Origin of the sequence: Candidatus Zymogenus saltonus, from assembly GCA_016929395.1 — a bacterium.
GTDB classification, from domain to species: Bacteria; Desulfobacterota; Zymogenia; order Zymogenales; family Zymogenaceae; genus Zymogenus; species Zymogenus saltonus.
The window spans coordinates 104,557-126,738 of record JAFGIX010000046.1 but is presented as its reverse complement, the minus strand read 5'-3'; the positions used below and the strand labels follow the sequence as shown (position 1 = coordinate 126,738).

Here is a 22,182-nt window from a genome sequence, read left to right as displayed (position 1 = left end):
TGAATGGGTTTTTTAAATCTCGAACCTTATCGGTGCGGCTTTTATTGGAGTATTGGATATCCTAAAATTCCAAAGGCGAAATTAAGTGTGCGGCAGATGAGGATTTTATCAACCATTTTGCCGTGCAGTTCCCCGACAGATATGCTAATATTGCAGGAGAAGAGGGGACTAATCTCCCGGAAGGACAACGGCGGAGGTCTTCCGTCGAATGGGCCGTTAAGGGAGAAGGCCCCGTACATTCATTATTCCCATTGATTCGCGTAAAATGACCGAGGGTGGTTTGACCGAGGAAGTTAAGAAAGAATATCGAGAGATGAAAGAGATGATCAAAATACCGAAATGCATGAGCACCCAGCACCCCGATAACGTGACCCCGCCCTTTTTTTCGGAGAGCATCGAGCTGGGGGGCGAGGACGAGGTACAGGAGGCGTACTACGCCTTCTCCCACCTGGGGTGCGACGAGCAGATGTGGGACTGCGAGGGAAAGGAGGTCGATAACTACGTGGTGAAGAAACTCCTTACGCAATACCCCGCTTTTTTCAATAACAATATCCTCGGTAAGGATTTGTTCCTCACGCTTAGGGTCCCCAACCCCACGGTGGAAAGGGGAGAGGCCAAGATACTGCTGGAGACCCTGGAGAGCATTCCGCGGTCGTTTGACACCTCAAGACTTTTTTATGAAAACGACATAGCTCCCATATTCGAAGTAATACTACCGATGACCGCCACCCACAAGTCTCTCAATCGAATCTACAACTACTATACCGATTTCGTCATCGGCAAGCAGGACAGCCCCTTCTGCGAGGGGGACATCACGATCGCGGACTGGATCGGGGAATTCATGCCGAAAGAGATCAATGTGATACCACTCTTTGAAGACATGAAAAGCATGCTCGACGCCGACACTATAACGAGGGAGTACCTGTCAAACAAGGAGATCCGACATCAGAGGGTCTTTCTGGCGCGGTCGGATCCCGCCATGAACTACGGATTGATCAGCGCCATGCTTATGAACCGGATCGCCCTCAAGAAGCTCTACAGTCTGTCGCACGACATCGGCGTCGAGATTTACCCGATTATCGGCCTCGGATCGGCGCCGTTTCGGGGGAACCTCACACCGGATACCGTAAAGAGGATCGTAAGGGAATACCCGAGCGTTCATACCTTCACCATTCAGTCATCTTTCAAATACGACAACCCCCCCGATAAGGTGAGAGGTGCGATAGAAGAATTAAGGAAGAAGGAAAGGCTTAAGCCCGTGGAGGTGGACGAAGAGAGGTGCCTGGACATAATCTCGAGATACACGAAGAGATACCAGGAGCAGGTCGCCGAGCTGGCCGGCGTGATAAATCAGGTGGCGAAGTATATTCCGGAGAGGAGAAAGAGGAAGCTCCACGTCGGCCTTTTCGGGTATGCCAGGGAAGTGGGGGGCATCCAATTGCCCAGGGCGATAAAATTCACGGCGGCCCTGTACTCGGTGGGGCTGCCTCCGGAGCTTCTGGGCCTCGATGCGTTAAACAGGGAGGACTTCGATTTCCTGAGAAAAGCATACTTTTTCCTCGATGACGATCTGAAGGACTCTCTCAGATTTTTCAACAAGGACACGCCTTTCATACCGGAGGGTTTAAAGAGGGCGATAGACGACCTCCCCATATCATATACACCGGATGAAAAATACAAGGGGACGATCGATTCGATTATCAACTCGCTGGGTCAGGACAGCGTCGACAAGATAGGTGAAAGAATACTCGTCACGGCTCACGTAAGGGGATTCCTGGGATAATCCGATGACGGGAGATCCGCTCGAATCGTAGAAGAAGCGGCACAAAGGCCCCGCCCGAGGGGAATGTTGAAGTGCGGTCTTTAGATTGAAAACTTTTGGTATTTTAATATCCTTTCCTTTAGTCGTCTTTTAAGGGAGAAAAAAATGGAAGATATGAAAAAGGGGGGGAGATTGCCCCTCGATACTGGAGACCTGAATATCAAAGAGATAAATCACATCCTAAACGCCCTTCCCGTCGACATCACCTTCGTGGACAGCGATGACAAGGTGCGTTTTTTCAACCGGATAGGCAAAAGGGTGTTTGCCCGAACGAGGGGCGTCATTGACAAGGAGGTGAGGAACTGCCACACGAAGAAAAGCCTCGATGCGGTCAACGATATCGTAGAAGGCTTTAAATCTAAGAGGAGGGACACCGCGGAATTCTGGATCACCCTCGGCGGGAGATTGATCTTCATCCGATACTTTGCGGTCAGGGATGAAGAGGGCAAATACATAGGCTGCCTCGAGGTATCCCAGGACATCACGGAGATCAAGGAGATCAAGGGTGAAAAGAGGCTATTAGATTGATCCGTCGTCCGGCTTTTAGAGAATCGGGTGAAATTAGGGCTACTATAAACGATTTGACCCCAAGATGAAGTGAAACATTTAGATCAACTCTCTCCATAGTATCTCATATACGGACTCAAATATGGACTTAAATATGGACTTAAATACGGGGCCCATAAACCACCTGACCCCCCTTGAAATTGTTGATGCCGAATCCTATAACAGACACTCTTGGGCACCCGCATTTTCGGAAGTCCCACTATTGACGATAATGTGCAAAGGCCATTCTGCTTTTATGTCTCCATCCTGTCCCGAAACGCTTCGTCACCCCCCCTTCCCCCGCACCCGTTTTCACGGCACCATCGCATATAAGACAACAGCTTTTGGATAATGAGACAAGGGAGTCGAGTTATTTCCCGACTCCCTTGTCATAGGTGTATATTCAATTCGCCTAAAGCGATCGACCGTGTCCCTGCGAGCCCCGCAACCGCTCCACGCTTGACCCGGTATGAGACGCGCACACGACGCCAGACCTCGACAACCCGTCTATGCCGGCCGCTCCTTGTCCACCGGTGCCCCGGAACTATCAGCTTCTTGTAAAGAATGGACTACCGATCCAGCCACCCCCTCGGATTTTTATAAAACTCCTTCTCGAACTTAACCAGGACGCCATGCAGCCTTTCGACAACTTCAGGATAGCGCTCCGCGACGTCGTAGCTCTCCAGTGGGTCTTTCTCAACATCGTAGAGATTCGGCCATGTCCCCAGGGCGCGAACCGTCTTCATCTCCCCGGTCTCCACCGGGTATGTGTATGTCCGGGAGGCCCCGTTGGTTCCCACGAAGTTGTTCGGCTTGTCCAGAGGAATGGGCCACGAGTTGTGATTCACATATCGGAAATACTTCCACTTGCCTGAACGGACGGCATCTATTTCGTCGTCATGGAAGAAAAAGAGCGGCCTCTCGGGCATCCCTTTTTCCCTTCCGGTCACCTTTTCTTTTCCAGTCAATATTCCGCCGATGTCCACCCCGTCGATTACGCGGTCGGTGGGATTGCCAAGCCCCGCCAGTGCCAGAAACGTGGGGAAGAAGTCGATGTTCATGGCCGGCTCCGAAGAGACGCGTCCTGCCGGGATCCTTCCGGGCCAGCGGGCGATCATCGGGACACGGTATCCCCCCTCGTAGCTCTGGCCCTTCCTACCCCGAAGACCACCCGTGCTGCCGTTGTACCAGGGGCCGTTGTCGCTGGTGAAGATTACCAGGGTGTTTTTGTCCAGGCCGTTTTCCCTGAGGTACCTCATTATCTCGCCGACGCTCCAGTCCACCTGCCGGATAGTATCCCCGTAGGGACCGCCGTCGGACGACCCCTCGAAATCGTCGGCGGGAAGGCAGGGCTGGTGCGGGTCCTTGTGGGCGAGGTAGAGGAAAAAGGGCCGGTCTTTTTTCGTTTTCTTCAAGAACTCTAATGCCTTTTCGTGAAAGAGGCGGGTGTAGCGCTTCTGCGAAAGGCCGATGTCTTCCACCAGCTCGGTCTCGTTTTCCCAGAAGGCTACTGGCCAGTCGTCGTTGGCGCCATTGAAGCCGATGAAATAGTCAAAGCCGTGCTTCCTGGGGAGGTAATCCTCGTTCACCGTGAAGTCCCCCAGATGCCACTTGCCGATGCAGGCGGTGGCGTAGCCGGAGAGCTTGAGGGCCTCGGCGATGGTTATCTCCGAAAGGGGCAGCCCGCTGGCGATGCTGTAGCCGGCAATGAGATCAAGGGCGCCGAGGTTGGCGAACTGGTGGCCCACCCAGCGCATGAACTCCTTGAAGACCGAGCCTCCCTCGGCGGGAAAGGGAAAGGTCACGCCGGTTCGGTGGGGATAGCGCCCGGTCAACAATCCCGCCCGGGAGGGAGAGCAGAGCGCGCTGCAGACGTAAAAATCGGTGAATCTGGTTCCCTCCTCAGAAAGTCGGTCGATGTTCGGGGTATCGACGGCCCTTCCGCCGTAGCAGCCCAAATCCCCGTAGCCGAGATCGTCGGTCAGGATGTAGATTATGTTCGGCGGTGTGCCGGTAAATCCCTCGACGGGAGAGATTACATCCGCAACTTTAAGGGCGTCCTTTTCCGGATCGACGTAGACGGAAGGGTCGATCTCGGACATCACCTCCGATTTGTAATCCTTCGAGGCACACCCGGCCAGCATAGTACCGGCGCAGGCGGCCGACATGGCCCCGGCGGCCCCCAGCTTTAAAAACGACCTGCGGTCTACCGGCCTCTCCTCGACGCGACCGGCAGGACTGGGATCCTCTACGATAAGATCTTTTTTCATGGCACGCTCCTTTAATCCTGTTTTCAAGGGGGAACGCATTGATGATAGCCGGTTAGAGGCGGGGTGTCAAGCCTCAAGCGTTTATCTTCTTCGAAATCGATGCATCAAGAACCGGCAAGTGAACTGCAAACCATGCCGCCGCGGATGTTTTTTATGAAAATATGTTGAGGCAATGTAAAAAAGTCTATAATACGGTCTATTTTTTACTTGACAAGCATATTGTCAATATGACATAATAGTTGTCATGATGACGGTTTCAAATACATACTGTCATTCCCAACTTGATTTGGAATCCAGACAGATATCGACCTGGATTCCCGCTTTCGCGAGAACAAGCCTGGATTCCCGCTTTCGCGGGAACAAGCCTGGATTCCCGTTTCCACGGGAATGACAGAATAAATGATTTAAGCGCACAGATTATACCTCTCAATTCCCGCTTACGTGGGAAAGAGACAGAACAAGGCGTACTCAACAAAAACGGTCTATATTGTGAGGTAACGATGACCGACAAAACCCAAGCCCTTGAATCCCTTATCGCCGAGACAATATCATTTTATCAGCGCCTTCAGGATGTGGCCGAAAGGCTCCACGGCTTCAGAAGATTGTCCGGCGGCAAGCGCGGCGTCCTGAGGGACCTATACCAAAACGGGATGCAGACTGTGCCGGAGATGGCCCGCTCCCGCCCGGTCTCCCGGCAGCACATCCAGACGATCGTCAATCCCCTCTTCGAGGAGGGATTGGTCGAATTCGTCGAAAACCCGGCCCACAGGCGCTCCAAGCTCGTTCGCCTGACCCAGAGGGGGGTGGACCTTTTGGAGGAGATGAACCGTCGAGAGATGGAGCTTCTATCGGAAATCGAGATCGACATTTCCGAAAAAGATATTCTCAACTCGGCGTCGGTCTTAAAATCGATACGCGTATCGCTGAATACCAAAAAGACAAAGGAGCTTATAAAAAATTTCGGTACAGGGAGGAAAAAAGATGAATAGCATTAGAGGAGAGAGAGGTCATCGGCCGGGGCGCCTTGCGTCGAGCCTTGCCTTCTGGACGATAACCCTGATGCACGACAATCCGCTGCTCCCATTTTTGAAGGACCCCTACAGGCAGTTGAGCGAGGCGGGCCTTGAGCCCGGCCAGAAGGTCCTGGAGGTGGGATGCGGCCCCGGTTTTTTCACGATTCCAGCGGCGAAGATCGTCGGGGAAGATGGGATTGTCTATGCCCTAGATGTAAACCCGCTGACAATCGAGAGGGTACAAAAGAAGATCAAGAAGGACGGGATAAAGAATGTCAGGCCGCTTTGCAAAAACGGTTCCGATACGGGGCTGCCCGACAGTAGCATCGACCTCGCCTTTATCTTTGGAACGCTCCACTTCTACGGCGGACTGGAAGGCGTAATCTCCGAGACTCATCGTATTCTCAAGACAAACGGGACCCTCTCGTTTGAGAGGACGAGGGGATCGGAGGCGGAGCTGCGCGGCCTGATAGAGAGTGCGGGATTCAGATATTCGGGCGGAAGGGGGAGGATTTTCACCTTCAAGAAGGAATAGGAACAATAAAAAAGGAGTTGAGACATGGTGTTAACAAGAAGATACTTCATCAAAGCCATCACGGCAATAGGGGCAACCATTGCCGCGTTCAATAATTTATTCGTTTTCGCTTTTGACAAAGAAAAAGAGCAAAAAGAGGTTACAAATACTCCCCGCGAAACGGATAGAGAGAATATCGTGGTAAGCGATGTCGACGGTCATTCCCAGTGTCATATGAGGGTTCATATTGAAGGAGATAAAGTCATTGATATCTCCGGTGACCCGATGGATCCGGAGAGTAAAGGAGAGCTGACATTAAGGGGAAAACGGATGAGGGATATTCTCTATGCGCCGGACAGGCTCAGATACCCCATGAAAAGGGTGGGAAAGAAAGGTGAAGGGAAGTGGGAGAGAATCTCGTGGGATGAAGCCTTAAGAACGATATCGGATAAGCTGAAAGAGATAAAGGAGTCCCACGGAGCGGAGGCGGTTGATTTCCATCATGGTCATTATCACAGCGGTGACATACTTGGGCCGTATCTCGCGAGGCTTGCAAACTTGTTTGGAACGCCAAATATAACTAATCCAAGCCATATATGCCATATGCCGAGGGTGTTTCTTCAGTACAATTACGACTTCGGCGCCGTTGTGCCGCCAGATGTGGCTCATACCAACTGCCTTATACTCTGGGGGGGTAATCCTCATGCCACGAACAAACCACAGGAGATAGCCATAAAAGAGGCCAGGGGAAGAGGGGCCAAGCTCATCGTAATAGACCCCGCGGTCACATTGTATGCAAGAGAGGCCGATGTCCACGCGCAGTTGAGACCCGGCACCGACGGCGCACTGGCCCTTGGCATGTTGAACGTTATAGTCAAAGAAGGGCTTTACGACAGGGAATTTGTCGAGAATTGGACGATCGGTTTTGGCGAATTGGAGAAGCATATCGAGAGCTATCCTCCCGAAAGGGTGGAGCAGATAACATGGGTTCCAGCCGAAAAGATTAGAAAGATAGCCAGAATGTACGCTACAACAAAGCCGGCCTGCATAAGCCCCCGCAATTCCCTTGATCAACATACAAACGCATCATGTGCCATCCGTGCAATTGATATTCTTATGGCAATAACGGGTAATATTGATGTGCGCGGCGGAAACATCATGGTAATACCGATTTTGATGGGGCTTGAAGATATAAAGCTCTACGATAAACTGCCTTCGGAGTCTCTTAAAAAAAAACTGGGAAGTGAGAGTTGCCTTTACTCAAAAATCTCCGATACCTGGCCCTCCGCCCACACGCCGTCTCTATGGGATGCGATAATCAATGAAAAACCTTATCCCGTAAAGGCGATGTTTGTTATGGCCGCAAATCCGGTCGTCACATGTGAAAACTCGATCGTTGTAGAGGACGCATTGAGAAAATTGGAATTCCTTGTTGTTTCCGACTTGTTTATGACGCCGACTGCAAAGCTTGCCGACATCGTCCTTCCGGCGTCCACCTTCCTTGAAACGACCCGGTTCGTTACCTATGATACCCACGCCGATCACTGTTGGAATATTCCTTCACGAATAGTGCTGAGTCCAAAAGTTGTAGAGCCTTTGTGGGAGTCAAAGCCGGATTGGAAAATAATCTCTGAGCTTGCAGGAACAATGGGGTATGGCCAATACTTCCCGTGGGAGACGGAAGAAGAGGCGATTGACCACATGATCAGGCCGCTTGGAATTGCCTGTTCGGAGCTTAAAGCTCATCCGGAAGGGATCGTTGTACCTATTCCGCCCTTTCTTTACAAAAAATTCACCGGATTTCTCGGCGCGATTATACGCGTGATACTCAAAATTGCGCTGTTCAGGAAGTACCCTGAAATGTACGGTAAATATGGGATGCAGGGATTTAACACACCATCGAAGAAGGTGGAGATTTACTCGGAACGGTTGGAGAAGCTCGGCTATGATCCCCTCCCTGTTTACAAAGAACCCGCCGAAAGCCCTTTTTCACAACCGGATCTGTCCCAAAAATATCCCCTGATTTTATCAACAGGGCAGAAATTGGAGATGTACACGCATTCGATGATGCGCAATATCCCAAAACTGAGAGAGCTCTTTCCAAATAACATCCTGGAAATACATCCCCATACGGCAAGAAAGCTTGGTGTCGGAAACGGCAAGGAGGTAAGGATTGAAACGCCGAGGGGGAGCATAAAATGCTATGCAAGAGCAACCGATTCCGTTGATAGAAGGGTCGTGCGTATTTATCACGGATTTGAGGAAAGCAACTGCAACATTCTCACTGATAATAGCATATACGACCCTATCACGGGATCTACGGGTTTAAAATCTCTGTTGTGTAAGGTAGAAAGGATCTGAATTGGGATATAAAAAACTTGTTTTCTAAAAAAGCAAATAGACGACTGTTCTCGGATTACAAAATATAAAGGAGGCGAAACCATGAAAAGGACAAAAATAAATTTCTGGGTGGACACACTCATTTTCATAAACTTTGTGGGTGCCATCTTTACGGGGGTACTGCTCCACCGTTTTCCCCCGGAATTGAAGGAGAACCTGATCTTTGGCGTCAACCGGTACGACTGGGGAGACCTGCACTGGATGCTATGCCTCTCCCTGATCCTCCTTTGCGCAATCCACCTCGTTCTCCACTGGGGCTGGATAAATATAAACTTCAATAAGTACTTGAGGGTCGGCCCAAAAACGCTCATTGGGTTCATACTGATGATCGTCCTGTTATCGGGCATCCTCGCGCCAATGTTCCTGACGAGCGGTTTCCCAAACAGGAAGGAATTCAAGGATACCTACCCCAAGACATTGTCCGGAGACGTTGAAGTAAAGGTCGACGTATCCGGCTATTAATTAGACCGGATAGAAACAAGAAAGAGACAACGGCGGACTTAGGGGAATAGACCGCCGTTGTCATTTTTGAATCCCTATCGAAAAATCCTTTAAGAGACAAGCATCAACATTTCCCGTTTCTGCCTCCCGGGCATGCAGGGAGGCGGGTCTCCAAAGGGAGTACCGTCTTTCACGCATATAAGGGCGGTGCTAAAACAAGAAGACCGAAGGAGGTTAGAAACTATTTCTTTATAAATTTTTTCAACATGGTTATCAGGCCCTTTAAAATCCTATTTTCGTCCACCCTGTCCCGGTTTTTATATAGGTAGTGAAACACCTCGTGGACTGCCCTGCTTGCAATAATCAATGCAACTTCAGGGTCTTCTACATCGAGCTCCTCCTTTCTCCGCTCCAGCCACTTCGCGATTTCTTTCGTCTCCTCCCATTCCCAGTGGTCGTGAATCGCTGCGGCCTTATCGTTCATCGTAATAAACCTGTTCATTTCAAAATTGAGCTTTCCGTATTTTGTATGCGCCCTATAGATCTCCCTCAAGTAATATTCAAGGCCTTCATCGATACTCATATCCCGGGCCATCATCTCTTCGACACGCCCCTTAGTAAAATTATAGATCTCCCTGGACCGCCGTTCCAAAACATGAAGAAAAATCTCCTCTTTATTCTTGAAATGCGCATACACGCCGCCGATCGATATCCCGGCCCCCGATGCTATCAGGTGGGTTGTCGTTTCCTCGAACCCGTTTTCCGCAAAGAGCTCCTTTGCGGCGTCCAGGATTTTCTCCCTTGTCTTCTTTGACCTCTCCTGTATCGGCTCCTTGAAGTCGATCGGTTGATAGTTATTTACCGGCTTCATTTTCTTGTTATACCTTTCTCAACCTTGCGTAAATGCAACCCCCACCTTATTTATATCAGGGAGATTGAAATATGTCAAAAAAAATCCGACGTCGGGTTATTATTTAATTGACAAAGCGAATTCGACGTCGTATTATTTATCGGCCTTCGCGCAAAAGGGCCGACAATCACCGAGCAGGGAGATTTTTTGGAGAATTTGTTGTGAGGTTTTTTCTCAACCTATTTTATAAAAGGAGGGACTTATCGTGGACGAAGAGAGAAAAAAACAGCTGGAGGCGACCGTAGAGGGGATATGGGCAATGATGGGGTCATTCGGCGCCCAGGTAGAAGATACAATCCCGGCCGGGGAGGCGGCCGAGGAGCGCCGCGCCCTTGCCCGCCGCATCGGGAGGCTCTACCTCGCCTTCGCCCGGGTATTGATCGACAGGCTGGGCGAGGAGGAGGCAAAACCTGCGATCCTCGAGGCGATCAGGGACTATTCATATCGGTGCGCCGAGGCGCGAAAGGCCGGAATGATGGACCTCCCCCAGAGGGGAATCCACGAAAAGACCGAGATAGCAGAGGAAAAGGGAGAAAAGAGGCTTCGTAGCTGGGGGTGCGGAATCTCCCAGGAGTTTCGCCGCCAGGGGGAGGAGAAGCTGGGCGCCCTCTACTGCTACGTCGACCCCTGCTCGTTCATGTTCACTATTCCGAACATCAAGCTGTATCACAAAAAGATGGAGCCTCTAGGTGGTGACTGCTGCGAGTTCGACCTAGCGATTGCATCGGACGAGGAGATGAAGGATGTCACCGAGGCGGGGAGGGATTATCGACACGTGGACCCCATTATAAAGGAGGGGACGGAGGGACCCCTTTTGAAGAAGGGTAAACAGTAAAACCTTTTACAAGGGGGGCGTCTTTTACCCTACCCCGGATGCCGTCCTATTAGCGGAATTGAGGCCGATTGACACCGATTCCGACTCCCGATTTTGTGATCTTATATCGGAGAGGGAGCGACGGCGCCTTTCCACACCTCTGCCGTTAGAAGGCAATATACAAATCCATAGGAGTAATAATACAATGGCGGAAAAGACGATTAAGACCGACGTTTTGGTCGTGGGGGGAGGCGGTGCGGGTTTTCGGGCCTCCATCGCGGCGAGGGAGCGGGGAGCAAAGGTCTTGCTCTTGAGCAAGGGCCCCCTCGCCCGGTGCGGGGCAAGCCCGATGGCCGGCGCCGACTTCACGCTTGACGGCAACAGCATGAACAAACTGGGGCGGGAGGGTGATACCAACGACAGCATGGAAAGGGTATTCAACGACATCGTCTCCCAGGGCTGGTACCTGAACAACCAGAGGCTGGTCGAACAATATGTAAAGACCGCCCCCGTCCTGCTTAAGGACATGATGGACTGGGGGATGGAGATCAAGATGTCGGACCAGAGGATGATATTCACCAGCGGCACTCATATCATGGATGTCCTTTTGAAAAAGGCCCGGTCGGTCGGCGTGGATATGCTCGCCGATGTCGCGCTACTCGAGCTTGTAACCAGGGACGGGAAGGTAACCGGGGGGCTGGGTCTGGACATCAGGACGGGTGGGTTCATCCATTTCACTGCCAAGGCCGTAGTCATGGCGACGGGCGGCTGGCACAAGGGCTTCTGGCCGAACACGGGGATGCGCGACCTCTCCGGCGAGGGGATCGCGATGTCGAACAGGGCGGGCGCCGACATCGGAAATATGGAGTTCATAACGTTTTGCTGCAACGTCTTTTACGAGCCGCCGATGTGGCTGGGAAGCATCGCCCCCTACATGGTAAGCCTTATATGCGGGGGGCGCCTCACCAACAGCCGCGGGGAGGATATTCTCGAGGGATACGACCCCTACGTCGTTAAGACCGGAACCATGACGGAGTGGAACAAGAGCTTTATCTCCTACGCCAGCATGAGAGAGATTCGGGATGGAAGGAGGTTCAAAAATGGCGGCGTCCACTACAGCAGGGGCGACGCATCGTGGGATTACATGAAGATGGTCGCCTCCTTTGTCTTCCCCGACTGGAGGTACAAGAGCATCGACCTCTCCCCCTGGGCAAAGATGCTCGAAAACGACGAGCCGGTGGAGGTGGGCCCCGCCGTGGAGTACTTCGAGGGGGGCATAGTCGTAAACGAGCGCTTTGAAACGGGGATTACGGGACTCTTTGCGGCGGGCGAGTGCGCCCTCGGGGCATTCGGCGCAAACCGCGTCTTTTCCGCCATAACCGAGATGCTCGTTCACGGCAAAGACGCAGGAGAAAACGCGGGAGAATACGCTATTGATTCAAAAGCCGGGGAGGCGGACGGCGGCCTTCTCGCATCGCTCATGGAAAAGGCCGAGCAACCCCTTTTGAAGAAAAAGGGCGAGAGTCCCCCATGTTTGAGGAGGCATATCCAGGAGATGGCCCATAAACACCTGGGCCCGATCAGAAACGAGGCCGAGCTTAAGGAATTCATCGGTTTTCTCGAAGACGTCAAAAATAGCCAGCTTAAAGACCTCGCGACCGCGGGAAAAAGCAGGACATACAACAAGGAGTGGCTGGACGCCCTGGAGCTCCCGAACATCGTCCATCTCCTCGAGGCGGCGGCGAGAAGCGCTCTCGCCCGAAAGGAGAGCCGGGGCGTCCACTTCCGGGAGGATTATCCCGATACGGACAACGACAGCTGGCTCGTCGAAAGCATCGTTAAGCTCAAAGACGATACCATAGAGGTCGGAAACCGCCCGGCGACCGTCACGAAAATGACGCCCCCGAAGGGGAAGATACCTTATCTTGACATGATGAAGAAGATGATGAAGGAGCACTCTGACACCGGCGGCAAGCATTAAAGGACGATTTGCAAAAAGAGGAATTAAGGGGTATATTATGACTGAGAAGAGATTAAAGGTTAAGGTTTTTCGATACAATCCCGAAGTGGATAAGGAGCCCTATTATCGGGACTATGAAATTCCGCATGAAAAAGGGATGAGCGCCATGGACGCCCTCGACTACATCTATCAGAACCTGGATTCCACCATAGCCTATTACGACCACGCCGGGTGTTCCCTCGGTATATGCGCTAAGTGTACCGGCAGGATAAACGGGGTGGCCGGACTTTTGTGCCAGACCGAGATCTTCGATGAGACAGTCCTCGAGCCGACCAACAAGGAGAGGGTGCTCAAAGACCTCGTGATGAAGAGGGATCAATGAAACAGACCGTCGTTATCTATCCATAACGGCTTTCTCGCCCCAAGCAACAGAAAACTGTTACGGTAACCAATAAGAGGAGATGTTATGAAAACCGCCGACCGATTGGAAAATTTCAGGGCCTATCTCGGCCCCGCCATGAACCAGAAGATCGCCCTTATGAAAGCCGACGGGAGGGACGTCATCAACCTTGGCCTGGGCGACCCGGACACCACGCCGCCCGATCACATCCTCAAGGCACTGGGGGAGGCGGTCGCCGACCCTGGCAACCACCACTACCCGTCCGCCTACCCGATAAATCCGTTCTACAAAGCGATAGCCGGCTGGTACAAAAAACGCTACAACGTGGAGGTCGATCCCGAAACCGAGGTCCTCTACCTCATGGGCGCGGCGGAGGGTCTCTACCAGATACCGAACTGCCTCCTCGACACAGGAGACACGGCCCTCGTGGCGGACCCCGCCTACCCCTCCTACGAGGCGGGGATCAAGATAGCGGGGGGCGAGGTGATCTTCTATCCCCTCACCGCCGAAAACGATTTCCTCCCCGACCTCGATAATATCCCGGCTGACACGGCCAAAAAGGCAAGGATGATCTGGGTGAACTTCCCGAACAACCCGACGGCGGCTGTCGCGGACGAGAAATTCTACAGGAAGCTGATCGAGTGGGCAAGGGAGTACGACGTCTGGGTGATGAGCGACAACCCGTACATGGAGATCTCCTTCGACGGATACAGGCCGGCAAGCTTCCTCTCCATCCCCGGGGCGAAGGAGGTCGGCGCCGAGCTCAACTCCATGAGCAAGTCCTTCAACTGCTGCGGGTGGCGGGTCGGGATGCTTCTCGGCAACAGGAAGATTATCGAGGGGATGGCGAAGATCAAGTCCCAGGCGGATAGAGGCATATTCTACCCCCTCCAGGCGGCGGCGACGGCTGCCCTGACCGGGCCGGTTGACTGGATGGAGGAGCGAAACAGGATATTCACCGAGCGGAGGGACGTAGTTCACGAGGCATGGACGAAGATGGGCCTTGCGATGACAAAGCCGAAGGCCACCTTCTACTGCTGGGGGAAGATCCCCGAGGGATTTAAATCAAGGGATTTCTCCATGAAACTCCTCGATGAACAGAATGTCTGGATGATACCCGGCTCCACCTACGGAGAAGGGGGCGAGGGGTATGTCCGCATCTCCAACGCCCAGCCCGTGGAGCGTCTCTCCGAGGCGATGGAGAGAATCAAAAAATTTATCTCTTAACCATTTATGTATTGCGAGCAACAGGGAGACTTGAATCAAAATAGTGAGTCTTGACAAGGCCGAAAAGATTAGGCCCCGGATTGAGGGGGCGAAAGACGTCTTGAAGCAGCTTCCGATCGGGAGCGCGGACGGAACCCCGATTTTTTCATTTCGAGTATTCACCATAGAGCCGGGAATGAGGGGCTTGTCGATCAGCCCTTCAAGGCCATGCTCCTGAAACGCCCGCTTGTACTCGTAGAACTGACTGCGGGAAACGTTGTGCATTCTGCAGACCCTGGAAACATTGCCAAGTTTTTCAGCTAATTGTAGCAATCTGAACCTCTTTTGTGCTAACTTCTTCTTTGCGGTCATAATGTCCTCCTTAAGGTATAAGGTTTTCTGGGGTTAAATACTTTTATACCCAAGAGGATGGCCGTACGCCATCCCCGAATAAATAATGTTCGGGGATGGCTTTTTTTTAAAGAATATCGTATCTCTAAACGACTAAACTGTCAGGGAAAATCGTAACTTTTTCATTCGGGGGAAAGGGGATGCACGAAACTATCTTCTTTGTCATAGGCTCACTCCTTTTTAGTCTTTACTATTTTAAAAACCTTTAGAATAGTATATAATTATTCTATTACAGGTGAATTCTAAGTTCGGTAACTTCAGTAAAGGCAAGGCTTGTTTTTATTTTTTAAATAATATGTGATCCAATCTATGCGTTATACAGTTTATAATACTCCAATTTTAAGTTATTTTCTACAAAGACTATCTATATATATTTTTAGAATCTTTGGTTGGCGTGTTGAGGGTCGATTACCGAATATTCCAAAATTTGTTGCCATTGCAACCCACACGTCCAACTGGGATTTTCTGGTCATGTTGTTCCTTGCCTTTGCGTTAAGGACTAATATATCTACATTGGGAAAAGACAGCTTATTTCGTTGGCCGTTTGGTGTGTTTTTCAGATGGTGTGGATGTATACCTGTTGATCGTTCAAAATCCAGTAATGTAGTCGAAGCAATGATTCAAGTCTTTGGCAATAGCGAAAAACTAATTCTGGTCATTACTCCCGAAGGAACGCGTAAGAAGGTAAAGTATTGGAAAACAGGATTCTATTATATTGCGCAAGGCGCTCAAGTTCCGATTGTACTTGCTTTTATCGATTATCGTCGCAAAACTGCCGGAATCGGTCTTGTGATTACACCGACCGGAGATATTGAGGCGGACATCGAGTTAATAAAATCTTTTTATGCGAACGTATCCGGGAAGTTTCCGGAAAAAGCAGGGGATGTAGAAATTGAACAAAAAAAGATAAAGAGATAAAATTGGTAGATTTGAAGATTATCAATTCATCCTACTAATTTAGTATTACCGCTTAACTCTAAAATATTTGGACCTCCCACCCCATGAACTCCGGTCATATATACTTATTTAGTTCTATTAGTTCCCGCTCCGCTCATTTATCAGGGAGATTCTTACTATCTCCGGGTGCGTGAGGATCCTAACGGGCGGCCCCCATGTGCCAATGCCGCTGGTAACATAGACCTGCATCTGGCCGATCCGGGCGTAACCGTAACTCACCTTATAGACAAAATCGGTCACGATCGTGAGAGGGAAGAACTGGCCGTGATGGGAATGACCGGCAAGCATGAGGTCGATCCCGCTTTCGGCGTATTCTTCCATTTTTGTCGGACGGTGCGTCAACAGGATCGTGGGGAGAGATGCGTCGCATTCTGCCATAAGGTCCGGGATCGACGCCGCCTTAACTCTTGACCTCGGGTCGTCGAGCCCCACGAGGTTAGCAATGCCCGGAAAGGTCACAACCTTGTTCCTCAACACAACAATTCCAGCGGACTTCATGAAAACCTCCGCTTTTTCCACCCCTCCGTGGTATTCGTGGTTTCCAAACACCGCATATACGCCATGACGCGCCCTAAGCTGGGAGAGAATTCCCGAAAAACGACCCAGACCGTCGACGCTCCCTTCAACGAGATCGCCGCCGATGAGGATTATATCGGGGTTTTCTGCATTGATTTCTTTTACGAATTTCTCCACTTGTTTCCCGTGTGTGGTCGGCACGATGTGAGAGTCGGAGACAAATATTACGGTCGTGGAATTATGGGCCTCCGGGAGTTTCGCAAGATTTACCTTTACGTTTTCGACCCTGATAAACCGCGTGTTGAGCCAGCCGAGAAAGATAATTAGGACGACGACCGCAACGGATCCGAAAAAGGCCGCTTTACCCGTTCGTTTTTGGTTTGCCTTGAACCGGGAAGGTATTACGGGCACAATGTGATCTATGAGTTTCACTACGTCCGACAACAAGACGATCAAGAAGAAATAGACCATCGCCACAACCCAGAACGAGCCGATCATACTTACAGTATTCCAAAAGGTACCGTATAGGTTATCCTCCAGGGAGTGCATGACCGGAAAGGCGACGACCAGGAAGACAAACAGGAGTCTTAGGCCGATGACCCATCTGCCCTGGCCTGAAATCGCGGTAAAACCGCGGAAATAGATGTAGGCATTCATCAAAATGTAGATCGTCATGAATTTCAAAAAAAACATGAAGGCGCTCCCTGTTTTATGGTATATCCCGTCCTTTCATCTTGGCTCTACCATTATACTATACTTTTCTGTTTCATTACTTTAGATTTGCAATATCAACCGTTTCAACTTCTTGCATAGGAGTCTATTGCGGTTCGTCTTGGAGCGCTGTAGAGCTTAAGTGGCGGGCCGATTCCATTGTTGATTTGCATCAACAATTTTAAAAACGGCGTAAGCGGATTCCAGATTAGATCGGATTTTTGAAGAGGGAGGCGTAGGCACGACCCCCCCCTCCCATAGTATGATGTAAACGGTCCTGTTTTAACTCTCCCCGCTTCAAATGCTTGTTTTGGTCTTGCTGAAGCTGTAAAGCATCTGAACGGTCTCTTTAGGGATCTCGCTTATCGGCATGCCAGTTGTCAGGGCGTGGTAATAGACGTGGGCGACCTTTTCGAGAAACGCCACGTTCTTGGTGGCCTTTTCGATAGTGGCCCCGAGGCAGAGCGCCCCGTGATTCTGCATTATGAACGCCATACAGCCGTTTGTGATGACTCCAGCCACCTTTTCCACCAGCTCCGGGGAGCCGGACAGGGCGTAGGGGACCACCTCGACAACTCCCCCCAGCGCCATGGTGATATCGTCGAAGAGGGGCGGGATCGGCTCGTTGATGACAGATAAGATGCTGGCGTACGGCTGGTGGGTATGGACCACCGCCCCCACGTCCTCCCTCGCGCGGTAGACGCCGAGGTGCATCCCCGCCTCGACGCTGGGATAGTGGCTTCCTGAGACCATGTTCTGGCCGAAGTCGACGATTGATATGTCGTCCGGCACAAGATCCTGGTATCTGCGCCCGGAAGGTGTTATGGCGATCAACTCCTCCCCTTCGATACGCACGGACACATTCCCGGCGGTGCCCAGCTCCGGCCCGAAGTATCCCTGGGATAACAGCCACTGGGCGGAATCTATGACCGACCGGCACTCTTTCAAAAATTGGGTCATTTTTCTACTCCTGAGGGGGCCGGCCGTTTTATCTGGCGGGCCGCGTTCATTCGGTAAAAGAGCTTTTTGTTCTGTTTGTAAAGGTCCTGAAACAGACTGTAATTGCGGTCGTACATCTCCTTGTACTCGGCTCTAGGCTCGTAGGTTCGGGTCACCTTGATAAAATCGGAGGCGTCCGTAAAGCTTTTTATTATCTTGAGCCCCACCCCGCAGACCACCGCGGCGCCCATGGCGCCCGCATCCTGGGGCCTCTCGATGGTCTCGATCTTCCGGCCGGTCACGTCCGCCATGATCTGGCACCAGGCCTCCGACTTGGCCCCGCCGCCCACCAGCCTGACACTCTCCCTTTTGGGGATTGCCCGCTCCACCGCCTCCAGCATCCACCGGTCGTGGTACGCGACCCCCTCCAGCACCGAGCGAATCAGCATCCTCTTTCCGGTGGTCAGACCCATGTTGAAGAACATGCCGCGGGCGTGGGAGTCCTCCCTGGGGGCGCGGTTTCCGTGGAGCCACGGGGTAAAGATCACCCCCCCGGCCCCCGGTTCCGTCTCGTCCACTGCCCTGTTGAGGAGCGTAAACAGCCGATCCTTTCTCGCCTCCGGGTCTTTCGCCGGGTGCTCCTTTAAGTATATCCCTATCTCGTCCATTGCGAGGTGATCTCGCACCCACGCCAGGCAGGCGCCCGCCGTCTCGGCCTCGGCTATGTAGCAGTAAAGCCCGGGGATGGGCCCCAGAATGGAGGCGATGAAGTTGCTTACGTCAACCTTTCGCCTGTCGAGGTTCGCGCCTACCCATCCCGATGTCCCTATGTAGATGTGGGTGTCGTGGTTTCTGACGCAGCCGGCGCCGATGGAAGTCATCGAAGTGTCCCCCCCGCCCCCGAAGACCGGGATTCCGGGTGCAAGGCCCATCTCCTTTGCGGCCCCATCGGTGAGATGCCCCACCACGTCCGTGGAGCCGACCACGGGCGGCAGGTGATCCGTATTTACCTGAAACGTGCGGCACAGACCCTCGTGCCAGCCCAGTTTTTTCGGCCTCGTGTCGTACACGAAGGTGAGGTGGGCGGAGTCGTAGGTCATCCCGTAGTTGCCGGTGCAACGCAGTATCAGGTAGTCCTTCACATCGAGCCACTTGTGGGCCCGCTCGAATATATCGTGGCGGTTGTCCTTGACCCAGTGGTATTTCCAGAGCGGATCCTTCGGCGTTGCGGCGAGCCCCCCGGTGTAATAAAGGGATTTCAGGGTCAGCGGCGCGTTCCACTTCTCTATGCGGAACAGCCCGTGGTAAAGGAACCGCTCGATCTGCTCAACGGAGCGGCTGTCCATGTATATCATCGGGTTGTGGAGCGCTTTGCCCTCCTTGTCCACGAGGATGGAGCCCTGCATCTGGCAGCTGAAGGCCATCCCGGCGATGCCATCCTTCCTGACCTTTTTTCGCTTCAGGACGATCTTCGTGGACTTGCAGAGGGCCTCCCACCACTCGTCCACCTTCTGCTCCACGCCGCCGCCCTCCGTCATGTAGAGGGGATATTCCACGACGCAGGAGTCGAGCTGTTCCACCCTCTTCTCGATTCTATAAAGACAGGTCTTGCATCCGGTTGTCCCAACGTCAAATACCAGAACCAGTGTTTCCGAACCTTTCATTTTGGATCTATCGGTCATAACGCCGCCTCCCCTCTACGTAGTCGAAAGTTTAATATCAAAACGGGCCGCCGTCAACGCTAAATATCCTTGAAAATCCGGTCGAAGCGCTCGAGGGCGTCGTCTATCACGTCGTCGGTGTCCGCCATGGAGGTGTAGAGCCGGCTTCCCGCCAGTGTCACGATCCCCTCCGCCATAAAGGCGGCCCCCATCTCCTCCATCATGTGTTTTCTATGCTTGGCTTCATCCAGAAGATTCGGGTGGTCGATGTTTAGAAGCATCACCCCCGAGGTCTCCAGGTGGCATATCGAGCCGTGGTTGAACGCCACGAAGGGAAGTCCGTGCCTCTCGATGATCTCGTTGAGCCCCTGAGCTAAGCGATCGCCCGCCTGACCGGCGACCACGTGGGCCCGGTTTTCCTCGATCGCCAGGATCGAGTAATAACCCGCGACACAGCTCAACGGATTTGCCGCCAGCGTCCCCCCCACATAAACCCTCGGCTTTCCCGCCTCCAGGCCCGCCGCCAGGGTCAGCATGATGTCCCTGCGGCCGCCCAGCCCCCCCGCCGCCGGGTAGCCCCCGGCGACGCATTTTCCGAAGATAGTGAGGTCAGGCTTTATCTTGAAGTAGCCCTGCGCCCCGCCGAGCCCAACGCGAAAGCCGGTGACCACCTCGTCGAAGATTAGGAGCGCCCCGAACCTGTCGCAGAGCTCCCTCACCCGCTGGTTGAAGTCCCGGGTGACCGGACGGGTGGCGCTCTCCGGCCCCAACGGCTCCACGATGACCGCCGCGGTTCCCCCGTCCGTCTCGTTTTTCTCCATGATGGCGGTAAGCCCGTTCGGCCCGTCGATGTCGTTGGGGAAAAACTCCTGTGTGTGCTCGATGCACTCCGGGGGAATGCCGTGCGCCTCGAAGCCGGCAAGCCCCGGTATGTGGAGGCCGTAGACCATCTGGTCGCTCCAGCCGTGGTAGGCGCCGCCCACCTTGATGACCTTCTTCTTCCCTGTGAAGTTCCTTGCGGCGCGGATCGCCGCCATCACCGCCTCCGTGCCGGAGCCTAGCATCCTGAACATCTCCACCGCCGGCATGTGTCTGCTGATAAGCTCCGCCAGCTTAAGCTCGTACTCGTGAAACAGCCCGGTAACCGGGCCGCAGTTGGTTATCAGGTCGAATACCTTTTCCCGGACCTCGCCGAAATTGCTTCCCAGGAGGGTTGGCCCGCCGGCCTGAAGGAAGTCGATGTAGCGGTTGCCGTCCACATCCCAGAGATAGGGGCCTTCCGTTTTTTCTATGGCGATGGGAAAGGGGTAGTTGAAGGCGAGGTTGTGCTGAACACCGCCGGGGATGTACTGCCGGGCCTTCTCGATCAATGACTTCGACTTCTTGCACTTATTCTCAAAATAGGCCAGATACTCTTCCATCTTGTCCCTGGGGATTGGACGCATCGGCTGATGGGTCAGTCTGTCCAATTTTGCGAGTATCTCTTCCGTATCGGGCCAGTGGGAGATTGCGTATTCCTGAGCTGTCATGGTGGGTGCCTCCTTTAAACTTGGATGGTTATTGTACGATGAAGTGCGGTATTTTCCTATTTACCCTCAATTCAATACAGTATTTCAACACGGTTGTCAACAAAAAACTGACCGGTCAGTACAATTTTTTTATTGACTATTTACTCCCGAGCCTGTATCTTAAGGTGGAAGACAAGAAGATAAACAACCACTTTAATAATACAGATGAAAGAGACGAGAGAAAAGATACTTAACGCCGCGGTCAGGGTCTTTTCCAGAAACGGTTTTCACCAGGCAAAGATGGACGACATAGCCGAGACGGCCGGCGTCTCCAAGGGAACCCTCTATTACAATTTCGAGAGCAAGTCCCTCCTCTTCTCCGCCACGGTGACCGAGGGAATGGAGGCCGTGATGGGGGAGATAAGGACGAGCCTGAAGTCCGACCTTCCCTTCATAGATCACTTCAGGAAGCTGATAGACATCAACGTGGACAGGTACATTAGATACAGTGACCTCGCTCAAATAGTCTTCAACGAGGTGAGCTCAGGCATAGACGAATCTGTGCTCAGAAACATCGAAGAGGTCCGCGGCCGTTTCATAGATCTGGTGGCGGAAGAGCTTGAGGCCGGTCAGGCCGACAACAGGATTCGGCCCTGCAACACCCGTCTTGCGGCGGTGGCTATCGTGGGGATGATGGACAATCTCTGCAACCTCCTTGTGCGCTATCCGGGATCTGTCGACCGCGGGGAGATAACGGACTTTCTCTTCTCCTTTCTGGCCGCAGGTCTTCTCACCCGCTCCGAGGCAGACAAGGCTAAAGGGAGAATCCCGGATCCGCCGATGAAGGAAAAGGCCTGAAACAAACCGGATCGCTCAGGAAATTTATATTTGATATTGGATGGTGCCCCCAGGAAGGCGGACGAGCATAGCGTAAAGACCGAGTTCCATGGAAGAAACCGCCGGCACCTGGGGGTAGTCCTCGTTTCAGATAAGTCAGCCTCCCTTCCTAATTAATCTCTTTAATCAATTCCACTGCACTGCCGGTAATGACCTTTAGGAATCGAATCCATTTAGCCCCTAATTGGCCGGTGACCAGCAAATATCATAGCTGTCGCCGCAATCGGCTTGAGCGTCCGCTATAGAGCTGTAGCAGGTATTCGAACCGCTGCAATACATGTTCATC

The 22,182-nt window shown here is 52.6% G+C and carries 18 protein-coding genes; 12 read left to right on the top strand and 6 right to left on the bottom strand.

The genetic code is table 11. From position 1 onward, the window contains the following. Positions 1 to 313: 313 nt before the first annotated feature. Positions 314 to 1,783 (top strand): phosphoenolpyruvate carboxylase, encoded by a 1,470-nt coding sequence (locus JW984_09230; protein MBN1573362.1) that lies wholly within the window; start codon positions 314 to 316, stop codon positions 1,781 to 1,783. 153 nt (positions 1,784 to 1,936) lie between these two features. Beyond that, the gene (locus JW984_09225) at positions 1,937 to 2,350 is read left to right on the top strand and encodes a DUF438 domain-containing protein (GenBank protein ID MBN1573361.1); all 414 of its coding nucleotides are present in this window, start codon (positions 1,937 to 1,939) and stop codon (positions 2,348 to 2,350) included. Between the two features lie 587 nt (positions 2,351 to 2,937). Here the strand turns inward: JW984_09225 and JW984_09220 are convergent. Then, positions 2,938 to 4,677 carry a sulfatase gene (locus JW984_09220; GenBank protein ID MBN1573360.1) on the bottom strand — a complete coding sequence of 580 codons (1,740 nt, stop codon included), beginning with the start codon at positions 4,675 to 4,677 and terminating at the stop codon, positions 2,938 to 2,940. Between the two features lie 461 nt (positions 4,678 to 5,138). On the opposite strand from JW984_09220, the gene JW984_09215 reads away from it, so the two are divergent. From JW984_09215 to JW984_09200, 4 genes are all read left to right on the top strand, one after another. Next, positions 5,139 to 5,627, top strand: a complete 489-nt coding sequence (locus tag JW984_09215; protein ID MBN1573359.1) for a MarR family transcriptional regulator — start codon at positions 5,139 to 5,141, stop codon at positions 5,625 to 5,627. After that, positions 5,620 to 6,186: a class I SAM-dependent methyltransferase gene (locus JW984_09210; protein ID MBN1573358.1), complete on the top strand. Its 567-nt coding sequence runs from the start codon at positions 5,620 to 5,622 to the stop codon at positions 6,184 to 6,186. Before JW984_09215 ends, JW984_09210 begins: the two co-directional genes overlap by 8 nt. Positions 6,187 to 6,210: 24 nt before the next feature. Further along, complete coding sequence (locus JW984_09205; GenBank protein ID MBN1573357.1) at positions 6,211 to 8,526, top strand: molybdopterin-dependent oxidoreductase; 2,316 nt, start codon at positions 6,211 to 6,213, stop codon at positions 8,524 to 8,526. An 81-nt stretch (positions 8,527 to 8,607) separates the two neighbouring features. Continuing rightward, positions 8,608 to 9,027: a DUF4405 domain-containing protein gene (locus tag JW984_09200; GenBank protein MBN1573356.1), complete on the top strand. Its 420-nt coding sequence runs from the start codon at positions 8,608 to 8,610 to the stop codon at positions 9,025 to 9,027. Positions 9,028 to 9,247: 220 nt separating this feature from the next. Here JW984_09200 and JW984_09195 read toward each other — a convergent pair whose 3' ends face one another. Further along, entirely contained in the window at positions 9,248 to 9,877 is a 630-nt protein-coding gene (locus JW984_09195; GenBank protein MBN1573355.1) for a TetR/AcrR family transcriptional regulator, read from the bottom strand. A gap of 244 nt (positions 9,878 to 10,121) precedes the next feature. Here JW984_09195 and JW984_09190 point away from each other — a divergent pair, with 244 nt between their 5' ends. The 5 genes from JW984_09190 to JW984_09170 all read left to right on the top strand — a co-directional run bounded on the left by JW984_09190 (position 10,122) and on the right by JW984_09170 (position 15,625). After that, a complete protein-coding gene (locus tag JW984_09190) occupies positions 10,122 to 10,751 on the top strand; it encodes an L-2-amino-thiazoline-4-carboxylic acid hydrolase (protein ID MBN1573354.1) in 630 nt (209 codons plus the stop codon). Positions 10,752 to 10,935: 184 nt separating this feature from the next. Then, on the top strand, positions 10,936 to 12,711 hold the full coding sequence (locus tag JW984_09185) for an FAD-binding protein (protein MBN1573353.1): 1,776 nt from the start codon (positions 10,936 to 10,938) through the stop codon (positions 12,709 to 12,711). A 37-nt stretch (positions 12,712 to 12,748) separates the two neighbouring features. Then, positions 12,749 to 13,072 carry a hypothetical protein gene (locus JW984_09180; GenBank protein ID MBN1573352.1) on the top strand — a complete coding sequence of 108 codons (324 nt, stop codon included), beginning with the start codon at positions 12,749 to 12,751 and terminating at the stop codon, positions 13,070 to 13,072. Between the two features lie 84 nt (positions 13,073 to 13,156). Then, positions 13,157 to 14,317 carry an aminotransferase class I/II-fold pyridoxal phosphate-dependent enzyme gene (locus JW984_09175; protein ID MBN1573351.1) on the top strand — a complete coding sequence of 387 codons (1,161 nt, stop codon included), beginning with the start codon at positions 13,157 to 13,159 and terminating at the stop codon, positions 14,315 to 14,317. Positions 14,318 to 15,016: 699 nt separating this feature from the next. Next, positions 15,017 to 15,625, top strand: a complete 609-nt coding sequence (locus JW984_09170) for a lysophospholipid acyltransferase family protein (GenBank protein MBN1573350.1) — start codon at positions 15,017 to 15,019, stop codon at positions 15,623 to 15,625. 117 nt (positions 15,626 to 15,742) lie between these two features. Here the strand turns inward: JW984_09170 and JW984_09165 are convergent, their stop codons facing one another. The 4 genes from JW984_09165 to JW984_09150 all read right to left on the bottom strand — a co-directional run bounded on the left by JW984_09165 (position 15,743) and on the right by JW984_09150 (position 21,020). After that, positions 15,743 to 16,873 (bottom strand): metallophosphoesterase, encoded by a 1,131-nt coding sequence (locus JW984_09165; protein ID MBN1573349.1) that lies wholly within the window; start codon positions 16,871 to 16,873, stop codon positions 15,743 to 15,745. Positions 16,874 to 17,188: 315 nt separating this feature from the next. Beyond that, the gene (locus tag JW984_09160; protein ID MBN1573348.1) at positions 17,189 to 17,851 is read right to left on the bottom strand and encodes a class II aldolase/adducin family protein; all 663 of its coding nucleotides are present in this window, start codon (positions 17,849 to 17,851) and stop codon (positions 17,189 to 17,191) included. Next, on the bottom strand, positions 17,848 to 19,494 hold the full coding sequence (locus JW984_09155; protein ID MBN1573347.1) for an FGGY-family carbohydrate kinase: 1,647 nt from the start codon (positions 19,492 to 19,494) through the stop codon (positions 17,848 to 17,850). Before JW984_09155 ends, JW984_09160 begins: the two co-directional genes overlap by 4 nt. A 77-nt stretch (positions 19,495 to 19,571) precedes the next feature. Beyond that, on the bottom strand, positions 19,572 to 21,020 hold the full coding sequence (locus tag JW984_09150) for an aminotransferase class III-fold pyridoxal phosphate-dependent enzyme (GenBank protein ID MBN1573346.1): 1,449 nt from the start codon (positions 21,018 to 21,020) through the stop codon (positions 19,572 to 19,574). 204 nt (positions 21,021 to 21,224) lie between these two features. Here JW984_09150 and JW984_09145 point away from each other — a divergent pair, with 204 nt between their 5' ends. After that, entirely contained in the window at positions 21,225 to 21,857 is a 633-nt protein-coding gene (locus JW984_09145; protein MBN1573345.1) for a TetR/AcrR family transcriptional regulator, read from the top strand. Positions 21,858 to 22,182: the final 325 nt, after the last annotated feature.